Annotated in this window: 20 protein-coding genes, 2 tRNA genes and 1 pseudogene; 19 read left to right on the top strand and 4 right to left on the bottom strand. The window is 55.9% G+C overall.

The window, feature by feature from the left end; translation table 11 throughout:
* Window positions 1-57: 57 nt before the first annotated feature.
* Together PseuLF5_RS04775 and PseuLF5_RS04770 are read right to left on the bottom strand one after the other, a co-directional pair.
* Window positions 58-339 carry a peptidylprolyl isomerase gene (locus tag PseuLF5_RS04775; RefSeq protein ID WP_123468263.1) on the bottom strand — a complete coding sequence of 94 codons (282 nt, stop codon included), beginning with the start codon at window positions 337-339 and terminating at the stop codon, window positions 58-60.
* A 97-nt stretch (window positions 340-436) separates the two neighbouring features.
* Window positions 437-1,306, bottom strand: coding sequence for a lipase family alpha/beta hydrolase (locus PseuLF5_RS04770; RefSeq protein ID WP_340133275.1), 870 nt, complete (start codon window positions 1,304-1,306; stop codon window positions 437-439).
* Between the two features lie 336 nt (window positions 1,307-1,642).
* On the opposite strand from PseuLF5_RS04770, the gene PseuLF5_RS04765 reads away from it, so the two are divergent.
* Complete coding sequence (locus PseuLF5_RS04765; protein ID WP_123468265.1) at window positions 1,643-2,722, top strand: hypothetical protein; 1,080 nt, start codon at window positions 1,643-1,645, stop codon at window positions 2,720-2,722.
* Window positions 2,723-2,777: 55 nt separating this feature from the next.
* Here the strand turns inward: PseuLF5_RS04765 and PseuLF5_RS04760 are convergent, their stop codons facing one another.
* Window positions 2,778-3,854, bottom strand: a complete 1,077-nt coding sequence (locus tag PseuLF5_RS04760) for a 3-deoxy-7-phosphoheptulonate synthase (protein WP_123468267.1) — start codon at window positions 3,852-3,854, stop codon at window positions 2,778-2,780.
* A 619-nt stretch (window positions 3,855-4,473) separates the two neighbouring features.
* Here PseuLF5_RS04760 and PseuLF5_RS04755 point away from each other — a divergent pair.
* The 8 genes from PseuLF5_RS04755 to PseuLF5_RS04720 all read left to right on the top strand — a co-directional run bounded on the left by PseuLF5_RS04755 (window position 4,474) and on the right by PseuLF5_RS04720 (window position 10,198).
* Window positions 4,474-5,235 carry a carbon-nitrogen hydrolase family protein gene (locus PseuLF5_RS04755; protein ID WP_340133052.1) on the top strand — a complete coding sequence of 254 codons (762 nt, stop codon included), beginning with the start codon at window positions 4,474-4,476 and terminating at the stop codon, window positions 5,233-5,235.
* A complete protein-coding gene (locus tag PseuLF5_RS04750) occupies window positions 5,232-5,675 on the top strand; it encodes a GNAT family N-acetyltransferase (protein WP_128613942.1) in 444 nt (147 codons plus the stop codon). Before PseuLF5_RS04755 ends, PseuLF5_RS04750 begins: the two co-directional genes overlap by 4 nt.
* A 127-nt stretch (window positions 5,676-5,802) precedes the next feature.
* On the top strand, window positions 5,803-6,444 hold the full coding sequence (gacA, locus tag PseuLF5_RS04745) for a response regulator transcription factor GacA (protein ID WP_024012761.1): 642 nt from the start codon (window positions 5,803-5,805) through the stop codon (window positions 6,442-6,444).
* 2 nt (window positions 6,445-6,446) lie between these two features.
* Window positions 6,447-8,270, top strand: coding sequence for an excinuclease ABC subunit UvrC (gene uvrC / locus PseuLF5_RS04740; RefSeq protein ID WP_160058208.1), 1,824 nt, complete (start codon window positions 6,447-6,449; stop codon window positions 8,268-8,270).
* Between the two features lie 32 nt (window positions 8,271-8,302).
* On the top strand, window positions 8,303-8,863 hold the full coding sequence (gene pgsA, locus PseuLF5_RS04735; RefSeq protein WP_123468275.1) for a CDP-diacylglycerol--glycerol-3-phosphate 3-phosphatidyltransferase: 561 nt from the start codon (window positions 8,303-8,305) through the stop codon (window positions 8,861-8,863).
* Window positions 8,864-8,923: 60 nt separating this feature from the next.
* A tRNA-Gly gene (locus PseuLF5_RS04730) sits at window positions 8,924-8,999 on the top strand.
* Between the two features lie 45 nt (window positions 9,000-9,044).
* A tRNA-Cys gene (locus PseuLF5_RS04725) sits at window positions 9,045-9,118 on the top strand.
* Between the two features lie 240 nt (window positions 9,119-9,358).
* Window positions 9,359-10,198, top strand: a complete 840-nt coding sequence (locus tag PseuLF5_RS04720) for a hypothetical protein (RefSeq protein ID WP_340133051.1) — start codon at window positions 9,359-9,361, stop codon at window positions 10,196-10,198.
* Between the two features lie 47 nt (window positions 10,199-10,245).
* Here the strand turns inward: PseuLF5_RS04720 and PseuLF5_RS04715 are convergent, their stop codons facing one another.
* The gene (locus PseuLF5_RS04715; protein WP_429541002.1) at window positions 10,246-10,887 is read right to left on the bottom strand and encodes a tyrosine-type recombinase/integrase; all 642 of its coding nucleotides are present in this window, start codon (window positions 10,885-10,887) and stop codon (window positions 10,246-10,248) included.
* Window positions 10,888-11,053: 166 nt separating this feature from the next.
* On the opposite strand from PseuLF5_RS04715, the pseudogene PseuLF5_RS04710 reads away from it, so the two are divergent.
* From PseuLF5_RS04710 to PseuLF5_RS04665, 10 genes and pseudogenes are all read left to right on the top strand, one after another.
* Window positions 11,054-11,221 (top strand): annotated as a pseudogene (locus PseuLF5_RS04710) (DNA adenine methylase); the annotation flags it as partial.
* Between the two features lie 118 nt (window positions 11,222-11,339).
* Window positions 11,340-11,657: a hypothetical protein gene (locus PseuLF5_RS04705; protein WP_340133050.1), complete on the top strand. Its 318-nt coding sequence runs from the start codon at window positions 11,340-11,342 to the stop codon at window positions 11,655-11,657.
* Between the two features lie 101 nt (window positions 11,658-11,758).
* Window positions 11,759-11,989 carry a hypothetical protein gene (locus PseuLF5_RS04700; RefSeq protein WP_340133049.1) on the top strand — a complete coding sequence of 77 codons (231 nt, stop codon included), beginning with the start codon at window positions 11,759-11,761 and terminating at the stop codon, window positions 11,987-11,989.
* A 99-nt stretch (window positions 11,990-12,088) separates the two neighbouring features.
* Complete coding sequence (locus PseuLF5_RS04695; protein WP_340133048.1) at window positions 12,089-12,331, top strand: hypothetical protein; 243 nt, start codon at window positions 12,089-12,091, stop codon at window positions 12,329-12,331.
* Window positions 12,332-12,429: 98 nt separating this feature from the next.
* On the top strand, window positions 12,430-12,750 hold the full coding sequence (locus PseuLF5_RS04690) for a hypothetical protein (RefSeq protein ID WP_340133047.1): 321 nt from the start codon (window positions 12,430-12,432) through the stop codon (window positions 12,748-12,750).
* Between the two features lie 74 nt (window positions 12,751-12,824).
* Window positions 12,825-13,127, top strand: a complete 303-nt coding sequence (locus PseuLF5_RS04685) for a hypothetical protein (protein WP_340133046.1) — start codon at window positions 12,825-12,827, stop codon at window positions 13,125-13,127.
* Window positions 13,128-13,257: 130 nt separating this feature from the next.
* Entirely contained in the window at window positions 13,258-13,500 is a 243-nt protein-coding gene (locus PseuLF5_RS04680) for a hypothetical protein (protein WP_340133045.1), read from the top strand.
* A 16-nt stretch (window positions 13,501-13,516) separates the two neighbouring features.
* Window positions 13,517-13,744 (top strand): hypothetical protein, encoded by a 228-nt coding sequence (locus PseuLF5_RS04675; protein ID WP_340133044.1) that lies wholly within the window; start codon window positions 13,517-13,519, stop codon window positions 13,742-13,744.
* Between the two features lie 165 nt (window positions 13,745-13,909).
* Window positions 13,910-14,395, top strand: coding sequence for a hypothetical protein (locus PseuLF5_RS04670; protein WP_340133043.1), 486 nt, complete (start codon window positions 13,910-13,912; stop codon window positions 14,393-14,395).
* Window positions 14,395-14,832, top strand: a complete 438-nt coding sequence (locus PseuLF5_RS04665) for a hypothetical protein (RefSeq protein WP_340133042.1) — start codon at window positions 14,395-14,397, stop codon at window positions 14,830-14,832. Before PseuLF5_RS04670 ends, PseuLF5_RS04665 begins: the two co-directional genes overlap by 1 nt.
* Window positions 14,833-14,877: the final 45 nt, after the last annotated feature.

Below are 14,877 nucleotides of genomic sequence, written 5' to 3'. Positions count from 1 at the left end.
ACTGAAACACAACGGCCCACCAAAAGGCGGGCCGTTGCAGAGCAATCAGGCGACGGATCAGTCCTGACGGCTGGTGACTTCGAGCAGGTGGAAACCGAACTGGGTCTTGACCGGGCCTTGCACGACGTTGATCGGTGCGCTGAAGACCACGGTGTCGAATTCCTTGACCATCTGGCCAGGACCGAAGGAACCCAGGTCGCCGCCCTGACGGCTGGAAGGGCAGGTGGAGTTGTTTTTGGCAACTTCAGCGAAATCAGCGCCAGCTTCGATCTGGGTCTTGAGTTCGTTGCACTTGTCTTCGGTGGCAACCAGGATGTGGCGGGCAGTGGCTTTAGCCATGGGGAAACTCTCCAATCTAATTCAGTAAAGTGTGGAGCCTACCGGATTCAGTGGGCGAATTCTCGGCAAAGTTCCGTTCGGTGATCGCTGTTGGCTTTTACAGGTTTGCGGCTTGCAAGCGCAGGGCATGCTCGATGTACAGCAGGATCGGGTCCGGCAGCGCGGATGCGCCGATAACAGGCCGGCGCAGACTGCTCAAATGATCCAGCGGATAGTCGGAGCGGATCACGGTGCCCAGGTGCGAGCTGTAGCGGCCGACGAATCCGTCGTTTTGTCCGGCCTCGGTAGTGAAATATTCCGACAATCCACGGCAGAGGGCGTGTACCGGGTCGAGCATGGCGGCTTTGGTCGTGGGCAAGGTGCCGCTCCAGGAATAATAGCGAACACCGTCAACCAACTCCGCGCCATGCCCGCCCCAGGTGTGTGGCAGGCCCTGCGGGTATTTGTCATTGAAGCGACTGACACCCTCGGTGGTCAGGGCGTTGAGCGCGGCGAGTGCGCTTTGTGGCAGCGTTGTGCTGCCGCTCATAAGGGTCAAAAACTCGGAAAACAGTGTGACCACATTCAGGGCCACGGAATCCGGCAGTTGATCCGGTACCAGCGCCTTGCGCAGGAAGTCAGCCAGCTCCGAGCCGTGGTTCGGCCCGCTGACCGACGTGACCGAGCCGACGACGTGTGGCATGTGCGCAGCAGCGTACCGGGCAGTGAGTGCGCCCTGGCTGTGACCGATGAGATTGACTTTTGCAGCGCCGGTGCCTGCGAGGACACGATCGATTTGCCTGAGGAGTTGCTCGCCCCGCACCTCGTTGTTGTGCGTGGCCGACAGATGCGGAATGAACACGCGGTTGCCTGTTGTCTTAAGTGCTTCCTTGACCTCGTGGAAGAGCTCGAAATGGCCAATGCGTTCAAATCCGAACAGGCCGTGTATCAACAGTATGGGATAGCGAGTTGTAGCATTCCGTCGCATGTTCTTACCTTTATCACAGAAGTTCATCGGGAAAATCTGTGGGTCACTCTAAAACACTCATACGGTTGGAGAAGTACGAAGAAACCCAGGTTCGCGGATGAATCTGGACTAGATGACGTAGGTGTTTTCTGTTTTTTGTGAGGCCCGAATCGGAAGTTGTGGACGTCCTCTGACGGATCAAGCGGATTTATTGCCTGCCGGCCTACTTGGTCCGTGGCTTTTGCCCGAGGGTTGTGGCGCATTTTGCTGACAGCGAAGACCACCACAATGGCGTTCAATATTTGTCGTCGACGCCATTGATGTAGCTGGCGTCTTATCCAAGGAATGGAGCCACGAATGAACACCCACGAAATCGAGTTTTGCTATCGGATGCGCCATCCCGTCAGCATGTGCCAGTCCGAGGTGCCGTTGCCGGCGGCGACGCTCGATGCCCTCGAAGGCGCAGCGCTGGATCCTTCCCTGAACAAGGTCATCGTCAGGATCGCTCCCTATGCAAACATGGCGTGTGGCGATCAATTGCTGTTGAGCTGGGACGGCCTGGATATAGAAGGCTTTGCCTATCAGCATGAAATGGTTCGCTTCGTCAGCGAATCCCAGGTTGGCAAAGACGTGATCTTTGTTATCAAGGGTATGCACATTGCTGCACTGGACGGTGGTTCGCTTGAGGTTTACTGGACACTGGTCAGCGCGAACCTGCCCGAACCCGCAATGTCTGCACGGTTGCAGCTGTCAGTGGGGGATGCACAGCCGCAGCTGCTGGCGCCGCATGTCGAAGGTGTCATCGGCGGTACGCTCGATCCGGCCCGGGTGAGGGATGGTGTGCTCGTCATGTTTCAGCCTTACGCCCGAATGTCTTCAGGCGATCGGGTCTCGTTGACATGGTGTGGCGACACGTCGCCGGCGGCGTTCAACGATGCTTTGAAGATCGAAACCTTCGCCGTTGCGCAACCCTTGTCGTTCTGGGTCGCTCCCGAGCACATCGCCGCGCAGCTTGGAGGTGAGGTGACGGTAAGTTACCGCGTGGAGCAGGTCGGTGGGGCAGTGCGCGAATCGGAGCCGACCAGGCTTCGCATTACTCCGTTCCATCGTGGCGAACTGCACGCTCCCGATGTGTTGGAAGCCGAGGATGGCGTGCTCAGTACGGAAAACTCGATAGATGGGGTGACCGTTGTGATCGGCAACCCACAGACGCAAGAAGGCGAGTTGGTCTACCTGAAGTGTGACGGTGACTTTTTCAATCACCGGGATGACCGGGAAATTACTCTGGAAACCGCAGGGAAGCCGCTGATCTTTATCGTGCCCCATCGGTTCTGGCGCGAACATCACGGAGGAACCGTGCGGGTTGCCTATACCGTGGAACGTCTGGACGAGGTCAGTCAGGAATCTGCAGTGACACAGGTGCGGATAGAAGCTTGAGGGCAGCGGCGTCAGCCCTCCGGTTCTCAATGATGCCGGAGGGCAGGCCTTCTGGTCAGTCTGCGGAATGCGCGCCCAGACGCTGCGCGGCATTCAGTAGCAAGCGTTCGGTGGCGTTGAAACCGAGGCATCCGTCAGTGATCGATACGCCATAGCGTAGTGAGGTGCTCAGGGGTTGGCAGCCTTCGAACAGATGGGACTCCAGCATCATGCCGATCAGTGAACGATCACCCTGCAGGCGTTGCTCGAGTACATCATTGAAAACAGCGGGTTGACGCAATGGGTCCTTGCCGCTGTTGGCGTGACTGCAATCGACCATGATTCGGCTCGGGATTTTCAGTCGATCCAGATCGGCATGGATTTTGGCCACGCTCTCGCGATCATGGTTCGGGCCCTTGTGGCCGCCACGCAGCACCAGATGGGTATCAGGGTTGCCCGGGGTCTGAATAATCGCCGGATGGCCCTGGCTGTCAACACCGAAATGCCGGTGTGGGTGGGCTGCCGAGCGCATGGCATCGACGGCGATGGCCGCGCCGCCATCGGTGCCATTCTTGAAGCCCACTGGCATACCGAGACCACTGGCCATTTCGCGGTGGATCTGCGATTCGGTGGTGCGGGCGCCAATGGCCACCCAACTGAGCAGGTCATCGAAGTAACCGGCAGCCATGGGTTGCAGCAGTTCGGTCGCCACCGGCAATCCCAGCCTGATCATTTCCAGCATCAGTTCGCGGGAAAGCGTCAGCCCTGCGGCCATGTCATCGCTGCCATCCAGGTGCGGGTCATAGGCCAGGCCTTTCCAGCCGACCGTGGTGCGTGGTTTTTCGACGTAGGCACGCATCACCAGCAGCATGTCGTCACGAACGTCGTCAGCCAGTCGGGCGAGTTTGCCGGCGTATTCAAGGGCGGACTGTGGGTCGTGGATGGAGCAGGGGCCAACGATGATCAGCAGTCGCTGGTCTTCACCGTTGAGGATCGCGCGAACTGCCTGACGTTGAGCGGCGACTTGCTGGCTCAGGACGGTGCTTAAAGGCAGTTGCTGTTTGAGTTGCAACGAGCTGGGCAGACGCAGTGTCAGCGCTTCGTTGGCGGAGTCGAGTGTGGACAGTGGCAGAGCAGAAACGGACGAGTTCATATTCGGTCTTCCTGGGCAGGCGGCGGGTTCTTCCCGCGCACTCGGCCCTACTGGGGTGTTCGACAATTGGCCGTATTGGCTACGTGTGTGTGCTTGCCACCTGTAGGTGACCGATCGGAGGCGGCAGGCTGTCCCGAGCGGAAGCTGGTAAATCGCCAGGCGCTAAAGCTGTCGTAACGGTAATAAGTGGCGTAGTTCATTAGGTAATTCCTCAAAGTGTCTGGTGTGTCGCTGAAAAAGGTTCGGGCCTGAAAAAACAAAACCCCCGGTCGGGAGGCCGACCGGGGGTTGAGAATTCTCTGGTGGCGACCCGTTTTTATGGGCGCCGTGTGGGTATCAGGCGCGCCAGTGGCTAAACCAATACCCAAAATAAAAGCTGACCGGAGCGCAAATGTCAGTCGCCCGCGCAGCCGAAACCGAGCGCAAGGCGCTGGCGGTACGTAGCTGAGAGAGGGCGTTGAACATGGGTTGTCTCCGATGGTTGCGCCGAGCTTACTAGAGGCCAATGGGCTGGAGCAATCAGAAAATGCTATTGCGTAGGCCGTTCAATGCCTATTGATCGAGCGCCTCAAAAGTTGTGACACACTCCATGACTCATCTGAACCAGCAAGGAAGATTCATGTCGACGCTGATTATCGCCGCTGCCCAGGCCATCTCGATTGCTGGCGATCTTGCCGCCAATATTGCCCGTCACAAGCGCTTCATGACGGTCGCGGCGGCACAGGGTGTCGAGTTGCTGGTGTTTCCGGAATTGTCCCTGACCGGGTACGAAGGTGCGGTGGCTGCATCGTTGGCCATCCATCCGCAAGACCCGGTATTGCAACCCTTGCGCGATCTGGCTCGTGAGCTGAATGTCACGACGGTCGTGGGCATGCCGGTTCGATTGCCGGAGAAGCCCGTCGTGTTGATAGGTGCTTTGATACTGGGGGCTGACGGTTCGCTGGGTGTGTACACCAAACAGCATTTGCATTCAGGAGAGGAGGTGATCTATGCCGAGGGGCAAGGCGGGCCGACCCTGGATGTTGCCGGTAAGACCGTAGCACTGGCGGTCTGCGCCGACTTCAGCTACGCCAGTCATGCCGCTGCCGCCGCTGAGCAGGGAGCCGATATTTACGCGGCTGGCGTGTTGATCAGCGAAAAAGGCTATGCCCCCGATACCGCTCTGCTGCAGGGATACGCTCGTCAACATTCGATGGTCGTGTTAATGGCTAACCACGGTGGTTCTACTGGCGGATGGGTGTCAGCCGGGCGTAGCGCGATCTGGTCCGCCGACGGTTCGCTGATCGTCGCTGCGCCGGATGCTGGTGACGTGTTGGTCGTTGCCCGGCAAGAGGGAGGGACCTGGCAGGGGCAAGTCATTGCCGTGACGGAGGCACAATGACCTACCGGTTACGGATTGCCACGCCTGATGATCTGGCGTTTTCGCGCAATCTCACCTGTCAGAATATGCTGCGGTACTACATTCAACATGATTTGTTGTGGCTGGACGAAGCGTTCGATGTGGCCTGGTCGGGACGCGAAAGCTGGCTGATCGTGCGCGCTGATGTGGTGGTGGGATTTTTCAGCCTGAGTCGTGATGCGCGAGCGCTGTATATCCGTGAACTGCAAATTGCAGAAACGTTTCAGGGGCAGGGCGCGGGATCCTGGGCGATTGATCAGGTTATCGGGATGGCCCGCAAGGAAAGACGACCGGCGATGCGCCTCACGGTGTTCGAAAACAACCCGGCAAAATATTTGTATGAAAGAAAAGGACTACGGGTCCAGGGTGAAGACGAGTGTTTCTTGCGGATGCAGCTTGATATCAGTACACCTGTGCGCTGAAACCCTTGGCTGGCAAGCCCTGAAAGATGAAATGAAACTTTTTAAATACGGCTTTCCGCTAGGTCTGCCCGGCACTTTTTGCTAAGGTGTCCCGCATCCCAATAAGACCATATCGCGAGGTGTCTGCTTGATTAGGGTGCTAGTGGTCGACGACCATGATCTCGTTCGTACAGGCATTACACGCATGCTGGCCGATATCGATGGCTTGCAGGTGGTGGGTCAGGCCGAATCAGGTGAAGAATCCCTGATCAAGGCCCGTGAGTTGAAACCTGACGTGGTCCTGATGGACGTCAAGATGCCTGGCATCGGTGGCCTGGAAGCCACGCGCAAACTCTTGCGCAGTCACCCCGACATCAAAGTGGTGGCCGTCACCGTGTGTGAAGAGGATCCTTTTCCGACGCGGCTGCTGCAGGCAGGTGCTGCCGGTTATCTCACCAAGGGCGCCGGGTTGCCGGAAATGGTCCAGGCGATTCGTCTGGTCTTTGCCGGTCAGCGCTATATCAGCCCGCAGATCGCTCAACAGTTGGCGATCAAATCCTTCCAGCCCACCAATGATTCGCCGTTTGACGCCCTGTCCGAACGCGAAATCCAGATCGCGTTGATGATCGTTGGCTGTCAGAAGGTGCAGATCATTTCCGACAAATTGTGTTTGTCGCCGAAAACCGTGAACACTTACCGCTACCGCATCTTCGAGAAGCTCTCGATCAGCAGCGACGTCGAACTGACATTGTTGGCGGTGCGTCACGGCATGGTCGATGCCAGCGCCTGACCATGACTGAAACTTTCGATTCCGGCGCCTTTCTGTCGACGGTCAGTGGGCGTCCGGGCGTGTATCGCATGTTCGACAGCGACGCGCGCCTGCTCTATGTCGGCAAGGCGAAAAACCTCAAGAAGCGCCTGGCCAGCTACTTTCGCAAGACCGGCCTGGCACCGAAAACTGCGGCGCTGGTCGGGCGCATCGCTCAAGTCGAAACGACCATCACGGCCAACGAAACCGAGGCGTTGCTGCTTGAGCAGACGCTGATCAAGGAATGGCGGCCGCCGTACAACATCCTGCTGCGCGACGATAAGTCTTACCCCTATGTGTTTTTGTCCGATGGACAGTTCCCGCGGCTGAGCATCCACCGAGGCGCGAAAAAGGCCAAGGGCAAGTATTTCGGTCCGTATCCGAGTGCCGGTGCCATCCGTGAAAGTCTCAGCTTGTTGCAAAAGACTTTTTTCGTCCGTCAATGCGAAGACAGCTACTACAAGAACCGTACCCGGCCGTGCCTGCAGTATCAGATCAAACGCTGCAAGGCGCCTTGCGTCGGACTGGTCGAGCCTGAGATCTACGCCGAAGATGTGCGTCACTCGGTGATGTTCCTTGAAGGGCGCAGTCATGCCTTGACCAATGAATTGTCCACGGCGATGGAAGAGGCGGCGATCAATCTCGAGTTCGAGCGCGCCGCCGAGTTGCGTGATCAGATCGCGCTGTTGCGTCGGGTTCAGGATCAACAAAGCATGGAGGGGGGCACCGGGGATATCGACGTCATCGCCGCATTCGTCAACCCGGGTGGCGCCTGTGTGCACCTGATCAGTGTTCGTGGCGGGCGTGTATTGGGCAGCAAGAATTTCTTCCCTCAGGTCGGGATCGAAGAAGACGTTTCCGAAGTCATGGCGGCGTTCCTGGGGCAGTATTTCATCAGCAGTCCCGAACGCGACTTGCCCAGCGAACTGATCGTCAACGTCGTGCACGAAGACTTTCCGACATTGATCGAAGCCATTCATGAGTTGCGTGGCCGGGAGTTGGCCATCAGTCATCGGGTTCGCGGTACGCGAGCGCGTTGGCAGCAACTGGCCGTCACCAATGCCGAGCAGGCGCTGGGTGCGCGACTGGCCAATCGTCAGCACACTGCCGCGCGCTTCGAAGCCCTGGCTGAAGTGTTGAATCTGGATGAGCCGCCGCAGCGGCTGGAATGCTATGACATCAGCCATTCCAGCGGTGAGGCGACGGTCGCTTCTTGCGTGGTCTTCGGCCCGGAAGGCGCAATCAAGTCGGATTACCGCCGCTACAACATCGAAGGTGTCACGGCGGGGGACGACTATGCCGCCATGCACCAGGCACTGACGCGCCGGTTCAGCAAGCTGAAGGAAGGCGAGGGTAAGTTGCCGGACATCCTGTTGGTGGACGGTGGCAAGGGGCAGCTGTCGATGGCCCGCGATGTGCTCAACGAACTGGCAGTGCCGGATCTCATCCTTCTCGGGGTCGCCAAGGGCGCCACGCGCAAGGCTGGTTTCGAAACGTTGTATCTGAATGATGCAGCGCACGAGTTCACGTTGCGTGGTGACTCGCCAGCGCTGCACCTGATCCAGCAGATTCGCGACGAAGCCCACCGTTTCGCGATTACCGGCCACCGTGCACGTCGTGGCAAAACCCGCCGAACGTCAACGCTGGAAGGCGTTGCGGGCGTCGGGCCAACCCGTCGTCGCGACTTGTTGAAACATTTTGGTGGATTGCAGGAGCTGTCTCGTGCAAGCATCGAAGAGATCGCCAAAGCCCCGGGGATCAGTAAAAAGCTCGCAGAGTCGATTTATGCAAACCTGCATAGCGAGTAGAATGCCCCCTCACCTCGTAGCCAGTTGTGCCGATGAATATCCCTAATCTGATTACCGTTCTACGCGTCCTGCTCATCCCGATCTTCATATTGCTGTTCTATTTGCCTTACCAGTGGAGCTATATGGCCTCCGCTTCGGTGTTCGCCTTTGCCGCTGCAACGGATTGGCTGGATGGTTACCTGGCTCGTCGACTGGAACAAAGCACGCCGTTTGGCGCGTTCCTGGATCCGGTGGCCGACAAGCTCATGGTTGCCGTGGCGCTGGTGTTGTTAGTGCAAGAACACGGTAACTTCTGGCTTACACTGCCGGCTGCCGTCATCATCGGTCGCGAAATCGTCGTTTCGGCATTGCGCGAATGGATGGCGGAACTCGGCGCTCGTGCCCATGTTGCAGTCTCCAATCTCGGTAAATGGAAAACCGCAGCACAGATGCTTGCGCTGGTCATCCTGCTGGCCAACCCAAAGGACTTCAGCTTCTGGGTTGTTCTGGGTTACGCCTTGCTGATGGTATCGGCGGGCCTGACGTTGTGGTCGATGGTTCAATACCTTCGCGCCGCCTGGCCGCATCTGAAGACCGACGTCGAAAAGAAATAAAAGTTTTTTGAATCAAGGGGTTGACGGAGCTTCTTAATTCTATAGAATGCGCATCACCAAGCGGGAATAGCTCAGTTGGTAGAGCACGACCTTGCCAAGGTCGGGGTCGCGAGTTCGAGTCTCGTTTCCCGCTCCAATTTGTACGTGTTTGTTGTTGTGCTACTGACAGCAAATGCTTTGAGGCCGAGTAGCAAAATGGTTATGCAGTGGATTGCAAATCCACCTACGCCGGTTCGATTCCGACCTCGGCCTCCACTATTGAAAACCCCGTAGATCAATGATCTACGGGGTTTTTTATTGCCTGCGAGAAAGCGGGGTGTTCCGCAATTTTTGACAGGTGTTCCGCAATCGAGCCTTTTTTCACCTTGAATCGTAGCGTCATGAACCTCGTACATGGTTCCATGGCGGAATGCCATCTTTAAGCTGTGTCAGTGTGTTTTTCTCAACATGCGTGTGACATATTGTGATTGGGTTTTCGATAAAAAGGATCACGGAATGAAAGTTTTTGTAAGTTGGTCGGGCAAACGAAGCAAACTTGTGGCCGAGTTGTTGAGTGATTGGATTAAATGTGTATTGCAGGCTTCTCAACCTTGGATCTCCACGCGCCACATCGATAAGGGCGCAATATGGTTTTCTGAAATTTCCGATCAGTTGCGAGAAACGGCGGCAGGTATTGTGTGTTTAACCCAAGAAAATAAAAACAAACCTTGGATTCTTTTTGAAACCGGAGCTCTCGCCAAGGGCTTGAGCACCAACAGAGTCTGTACGTTTCTGATTGACTTGGGACCCGCTGATATAGAGGATCCTTTGGCACAGTTCAATCATACAACTCCGGACCAAACTTCGATGTGGGGTCTAATAAGCTCGTTGAACTCATGCCTGGAAGCTGCTCGCTTGGATGAGCGCATCCTTCAGCAAGTATTTGATACATACTGGCCAAAATTTGAGGCTGATTTTGCTGCAACGTTATTGGCTTCCCCGCAGGAAGAGTATGTTGAGCCGCGATCGGAAGACAGTATCTTGGCTGAAATTTTAGCCAATACGCGATCCCTTTCGGGTCGTGTTCGCGAGCTTGAACATAGAGTAGCGTTGAGCCCGGAACCAGCTATCGAAGTTAGTTATCCTAGCAATGTGCGCACTGTTTTAGGGCTGGGATCGATCGGGAATGGGATCGTCGGAAGTGCGGCACGCGCCAGTCTTGCTTCCTATGAGTTTGACAGAGCAGCTGAGGCTTTAGGTATCACTGCAAATGAGGCGCGAGAATTGTCGAAAAAAAGCTGGCCTAGGAATGCGCATGGTAGTGGAAGCGTCGTAGACCCTGAACAAAAAACGTAAATGCCGCAGCTTAAGACAAACTGCGGCATTTGGAGGAGGGGTGTGCGCTATTTGGTTGGACTTACAATTTCGCCAACCCTCCTGTACACCTTTTTAGTCATTTCTTCCGTTGAATGGCCAAGTAGGCGGCTGGCCGCCTTTATGTCTTCGATTTCGCTGCCTGCCTTCGGTCGGATGTCCCTGAATTGAAACTTCCGAATCGAACTGGCCAGCTCCGAGTCACCGTCGATAGCTGCTTTGGACGCTGCCTTTTCCCGGGCTTCGTCCCAGCGGTTGCGCAACATGTTGTAGCTCATGCGTAAGCCGGCCTGGTTGGTGATCAGAGTCGATGTTCTGGTGCCAGCTTGGGCTCGTCGATCAAGTAGGCCGTTGATGAGGACGCAAAGGTCCGTCTCGTTGTCGCCGTCGTAGAGGCGGATCCTAAGGCGCTTTTCCGTTTTGCCTTGGCCAACCATCAGAAAGCCATGATTGAGATCGGTGATGGATGCCTTGAGCACGTCAGCCGGACGCTGTCCGGTCAGGTATGCCAAGTCCATTGCATCCTTAAGATCCTGCCCAGCTTCGTCGTAGACCGCATTCCAAATGATATCGCCGGCGTAGAAGTCCCGTGGCGTCTCCTTGTTCCGCCGCAGGCCGAAGCAGGGGTTGGCCTTGTCAGTCAGGCCCCACTCGCGAGCAAAGGTGAACATGGTAGATAGTAGGGCTATCTCCCGGTTCGCCCGTACCTTTGCCGTGCGCGCGTCACGATATTGAGCAATCACTTGTGGCGAGATTGCCTCGATTGGGGCCGATTCGAATGCATTCCGGAGCTGCTTAAGGCCCTTTTGGTAATCGCTTTGTGTGCCTGGCTTGAGTGTTGGTATCAACGACCACCCAGACATCCGCCGTGTGTTCGAAGGCTTCCACTTCGAGACACTCGACATCCGTTACTCCAATACCAACCAGCGGCAAAGCAAAGCCGAGGTGGGCGGCGAGCTGGTGATCACGAATTGGGAGCCGGTGGCGTTGGGTGGACTGTTCTGAGCGTCCCTTGATACTTTCCGTGAACACCGCGAAATAAGTGGTGGTAGGCTTTACTGGAGGCCAGTTGGTTGCTCTCTATGGATCGCGTCACCACCAGCTCCACGAATAACGGAAGATCATGAATATTCCTCAACATCAGTCAACGTATATCGGTTATGAAGCTATCGACCTGAAGCTTTCTTCATTGCTTTCGCAAGGTTTGATTGACGAGCGTCAGTACGCGCAAAGCTGGTCCATTCTTTCCGGGCTGACGTGTCACGTTGGAACATCGAGCATCAAGCTAGGACAGCCCCGTACCGTCTATGCCCTTCCCGACAAGTTCGAAATCATTACGATGGAATTGGAACAAACTGAGCTTGATGGGATGCTAGTGATTCTGTCTGGAGGGTTGAGCCGTGCCGTTATCCGAGCTTTCTCCTATTTGAATCGCAAATGACAGGAGAAATCGCCCGCTGTAGCCCAAGCCCCGGCCGTCAAACAGCCGGGGCCGAGGACGTGAAGAGACGCGGTTTTTGCGTCCGCGAAAGGGAGAATCGAATGAATCGTCTACCGGAAGGGGTACGCAGAGTTTGCGCGGTAGTTGGCGTGCTGTTTGTTGTTTGGTGGATCGCCGCAATCGGCTTCCTTTCTCACGGCTTCACTCAAGTAAAGCCGATTGGCTGGTTGGTTGTCGTGCTGTGCGCCATTTTGGCATATGTGATTCCAGCGCTGCTCTACCGGATCTACCGATGGATCAGAGAGGGATTTGCTATGGATTCGCAACGTTAGAGGAAGATCGCCCGCTTTTCCCCAAGCCCCGCCATCAAAACGTGGGGCCGAGGCAGTAGAGAAGCGCGGCTTTTGCGGTTCAAGAGCGAGCAGGAAATCATGAGTAAAACAACCGACCAGATGTTTAAGATTGTGCACGCTGCCATGTTGGATATGGATACCGCCGCTAATACCGAAACGTTGATTGCAGCGCACCAATACTGCAAAGGCTATGCACAGTGTATGCATGACGCTGGACAGATCGATGCAGAGAAATTCGGTGATCTGCTTCGTAAGATTGCGGGACATTTCGAGGTGGGACGCGCTCGGTTCCCTGAGTGGACCTTGGTCAACTTCGAATGATTAGGGGAAATTCCCGGTCATGCCAAAGCCCAGCCATCGAGCTGGGCCGCGGCAGTATTACCGGCGCGATTACCGCGTCCATGGAAGGAGTTGCAAAGATGATCTCTGTTGAAAACATGCAGGTTGAGTACCTTCAGGACCTGAAAACCTCCGGTGTGGATCTGGATTATCTCGCAGTTGTCCTGAAGGACTTGAGCACTCTTCGGCTGGAGCCAACAATTGAAAAGCTCGCAGCCATTCTGGTTGGAGAAGTGCTGTCTTCAAAGGACGCTCTGAAATTGGCTAATGCTAAAGGAGCTGCACGCGGTTATGCGCTCGGCGTGGGTGTAATGGCTTCGTGTGATGGACTGGAAGAATTCTTCAAGCGCTTGACCGATCGCGCTCAAGAACAGTTGCTCCAACCGTACCGACCAGGATAAGACCCGTAAGTTAAGAAAATTGGCACGTGTCTGTCCCCGCAAGAGAATAAAACAACTGAATAGGGATCCAATTAATGCTGATGCAAACCCGTGAGTACTACCCAATTGCTGCCCTATCGGGCGCTCAGCCGGTCAAATTTCAGGTGTCGCCGTTTTTCCTGCATGTCGACATCGGTCAACCCTACACCAAGATGGCGGTGAAACTGGGCCAGCTGCGCTTCGAAGACACTACGATGACCTTCGAGAAGATTCCGGTGGTAAATGTATGTGGTGGTAGCAGCAGCGACCTGTTTTGGCAGATCTCGCTCAAGCCCGAAGATGCCGCCGACCTCAAAATGCTGATTACCGAAATCCTCGAATCGGCCAAGAGCCTGTAACGAACCATGCCCTGGTATGCCGGGGCTTCAAGGAAAGTCCGCGGTGCCACCAAGCCCGCCCAGCGCTGGCTAAGCCCGTAGAGGGGGCGCTGCTTTCACGTCCGCGAAACTGATAAATGGAGAGAAACACATGGCACTGATGATCGACGCTGAACCGTTGTTGGAGCTACTAGCTGCTGTTGATGCCGCCAATCAGCCTCGCTATGCCTTGGCTAAGGCTTATCGCGAGCTGACCGCACCGGTAACTCCGGCACAAACAGAGCAGTTTCACACCGAGTACCAGAAGGCCAGCACTGAGTGGGCGAATGCCTGCGGCGTTCTCGCTTTTGCTCTCGGTGTAGAGGTGGCAAAAGCTAGAGCGACCGGTCAATAACTGCTGGGAAAATGCGATGCAGGATGCACCAGATGATCCGATGAATCCTTTGCTGATAGAGGTTATGACGCGGCTCTGCAGTTGGAACGGAAAGTGGCCTATCACTTGGGTGATTGGAGACACTTGGGTTGTTCATCACGGTCTTGATGAATGGGCCATTGGTCCTGACGAACCAGCCACCACGGCGCAGGTTCGCGAGCTTTTGATCCGTTCTGGTGGGGTTTACGAGTTACAGGAGTACTGAAGGAACGATCGCCGTAACACTCGATCTGGTGTGCAGGTGCAACTGATCGAACATAACATATAGCGGTAGAGGGAAAGCTGGTAGGTTGACAGTGCCGGCAAATGCCGGCACTATTTGCGCATTCGGTGCCGGCACTTGCCGGCAAGCCTTCTGAGGTGCAGGAATATGTCAACAGAGTACAAGCCAACACTACGTTTCAATGCACTTGAAACCCAGCGTATTCACTTTGCCGCCATCAACGCAGGGATGAAAACTGCCGAGTGGATGCGGAAGCTCATCCTCGATCACGCCCCGCAGTTGACCATTGCTGACCCATTAGCCGTACGCGTGGCCGGCTTTGAAGAACGGTTTGGCTGGAACCTCATACACTACGCCGATGCGCTGGCCCATGCGGGGGCCCACCACGTGGACGTCAGCGATATTGCGGACTACATGGCACGCTACACAACCATGGTGGACGAGGAGGAGTGGATCGACGGTGAAAAGCTTCCGGGCGTGCGAGTTGGTGATGTAACCAGTGTAGAAGGCCGTGCTGTTGATCTCTGTCGGGCGATCAACCTCGCCCACATACACGCCCTGCTTGCTAATGAGGGAGCGTCGGCCATGAATGCCATTCGATCGACCCAACCAGTTAACGGAAAAATGCGTTGATGCTTGAGACGTTGCTAACATCCGCAGTGGTGTCCGCTCTAGTCGGAGGCTATGTCAGTCTCGTGAACTCAGAGCGGAAGATCCAAATCGAGAATGTCACCCAAGAGCGCGCTAAATGGCGAGAGCAGATTAGGGTCAATGCGATCAAGGTGCACAAGGCAGCGATTGGTCCAGCCACCGAGGTTAGAAAATCATCGCTAACCGAGCTGCGGATGGTATTTGAGCTGCTGCTGAATCCGTATGATCCTGAAGATGTCGCCATCCTCAAGTGCATTGAAGAGCTTGCTGACTGCAAAGAACCTGCGAAGCGCCTCCCTGAGTTTTCCAAGCGGCTGGCATTCTTACTCAAACACGACTGGGAGCGAGCGAAGCGAGAGGCGAAACCTTGGTGGTGTCGCCACCCGTTCAAAAAGCCGCTTAGAGAGAGTCTGGGCTAATGGTCATCAGCCAACCATCGAAACACAATGGAAAGGGGCGCGCGC

Origin of the sequence: Pseudomonas sp. LF-5 (assembly GCF_037626295.1) — a bacterium.
Classification (GTDB): Bacteria; Pseudomonadota; Gammaproteobacteria; order Pseudomonadales; family Pseudomonadaceae; genus Aquipseudomonas; species Aquipseudomonas monsensis.
Note: the sequence above shows the minus strand (reverse complement) of the source record. Positions and strands in the feature narration are given on the sequence as shown.

Bases quoted from the DNA above. Each gene is read 5' to 3' on its own strand.
- PseuLF5_RS04680 (WP_340133045.1), top strand. From the start codon at position 13,258: ATGGCACTGATGATCGACGCTGAACCGTTGTTGGAGCTACTAGCTGCT.
- PseuLF5_RS04750 (WP_128613942.1), top strand. From the start codon at position 5,232: ATGACCTACCGGTTACGGATTGCCACGCCTGATGATCTGGCGTTTTCG.
- PseuLF5_RS04670 (WP_340133043.1), top strand. From the start codon at position 13,910: ATGTCAACAGAGTACAAGCCAACACTACGTTTCAATGCACTTGAAACC.
- PseuLF5_RS04690 (WP_340133047.1), top strand. From the start codon at position 12,430: ATGATCTCTGTTGAAAACATGCAGGTTGAGTACCTTCAGGACCTGAAA.
- PseuLF5_RS04700 (WP_340133049.1), top strand. From the start codon at position 11,759: ATGAATCGTCTACCGGAAGGGGTACGCAGAGTTTGCGCGGTAGTTGGC.
- PseuLF5_RS04675 (WP_340133044.1), top strand. From the start codon at position 13,517: ATGCAGGATGCACCAGATGATCCGATGAATCCTTTGCTGATAGAGGTT.
- PseuLF5_RS04775 (WP_123468263.1), bottom strand. From the start codon at position 339: ATGGCTAAAGCCACTGCCCGCCACATCCTGGTTGCCACCGAAGACAAG.
- PseuLF5_RS04770 (WP_340133275.1), bottom strand. From the start codon at position 1,306: ATGCGACGGAATGCTACAACTCGCTATCCCATACTGTTGATACACGGC.
- pgsA (WP_123468275.1), top strand. From the start codon at position 8,303: ATGAATATCCCTAATCTGATTACCGTTCTACGCGTCCTGCTCATCCCG.
- PseuLF5_RS04685 (WP_340133046.1), top strand. From the start codon at position 12,825: ATGCTGATGCAAACCCGTGAGTACTACCCAATTGCTGCCCTATCGGGC.
- PseuLF5_RS04665 (WP_340133042.1), top strand. From the start codon at position 14,395: ATGCTTGAGACGTTGCTAACATCCGCAGTGGTGTCCGCTCTAGTCGGA.
- PseuLF5_RS04720 (WP_340133051.1), top strand. From the start codon at position 9,359: ATGAAAGTTTTTGTAAGTTGGTCGGGCAAACGAAGCAAACTTGTGGCC.
- PseuLF5_RS04695 (WP_340133048.1), top strand. From the start codon at position 12,089: ATGAGTAAAACAACCGACCAGATGTTTAAGATTGTGCACGCTGCCATG.
- PseuLF5_RS04760 (WP_123468267.1), bottom strand. From the start codon at position 3,854: ATGAACTCGTCCGTTTCTGCTCTGCCACTGTCCACACTCGACTCCGCC.
- uvrC (WP_160058208.1), top strand. From the start codon at position 6,447: ATGACTGAAACTTTCGATTCCGGCGCCTTTCTGTCGACGGTCAGTGGG.
- PseuLF5_RS04715 (WP_429541002.1), bottom strand. From the start codon at position 10,887: ATGTTCACCTTTGCTCGCGAGTGGGGCCTGACTGACAAGGCCAACCCC.
- PseuLF5_RS04755 (WP_340133052.1), top strand. From the start codon at position 4,474: ATGTCGACGCTGATTATCGCCGCTGCCCAGGCCATCTCGATTGCTGGC.
- PseuLF5_RS04765 (WP_123468265.1), top strand. From the start codon at position 1,643: ATGAACACCCACGAAATCGAGTTTTGCTATCGGATGCGCCATCCCGTC.
- PseuLF5_RS04705 (WP_340133050.1), top strand. From the start codon at position 11,340: ATGAATATTCCTCAACATCAGTCAACGTATATCGGTTATGAAGCTATC.